Origin of the sequence: Xanthomonas pisi DSM 18956 (assembly GCF_001010415.1) — a bacterium.
GTDB lineage: Bacteria > Pseudomonadota > Gammaproteobacteria > Xanthomonadales > Xanthomonadaceae > Xanthomonas > Xanthomonas pisi.
Genome location: NZ_JPLE01000144.1, coordinates 1 through 281 on the forward strand (window position 1 = coordinate 1; position 281 = coordinate 281).

Consider the following 281-nt stretch of genomic DNA (forward strand, 5'->3'; position numbering starts at 1 on the left):
GCGGCATCCTGCGCGACGACTGGACCACCGTGCGTCAGGACAAGATGACCCTGCTGCGCACCCTGTGGGGCACGGTGAGCAGCACCACGCCGACTCCGACTCCGACGCCTACTCCAACTCCCACGCCGACACCGACGCCTACTCCGACTCCTGGCACCGGCACCTTCAGCACCAAGGTCATCGTGGACAGCAGCTGGAACGGCGGCTCGTGCAACCGCGTGCAGGTCACCAACACCGGGACCGGCAGCGGCACCTGGTCGGTGACGGTACCGGTCACCGGC

The 281-nt window shown here is 68.3% G+C and carries 1 pseudogene; it reads left to right on the forward strand.

Annotated features, from left to right (window positions below):
• Positions 1 to 281, forward strand: a pseudogene (locus Y887_RS17465) (endoglucanase); the annotation flags it as partial.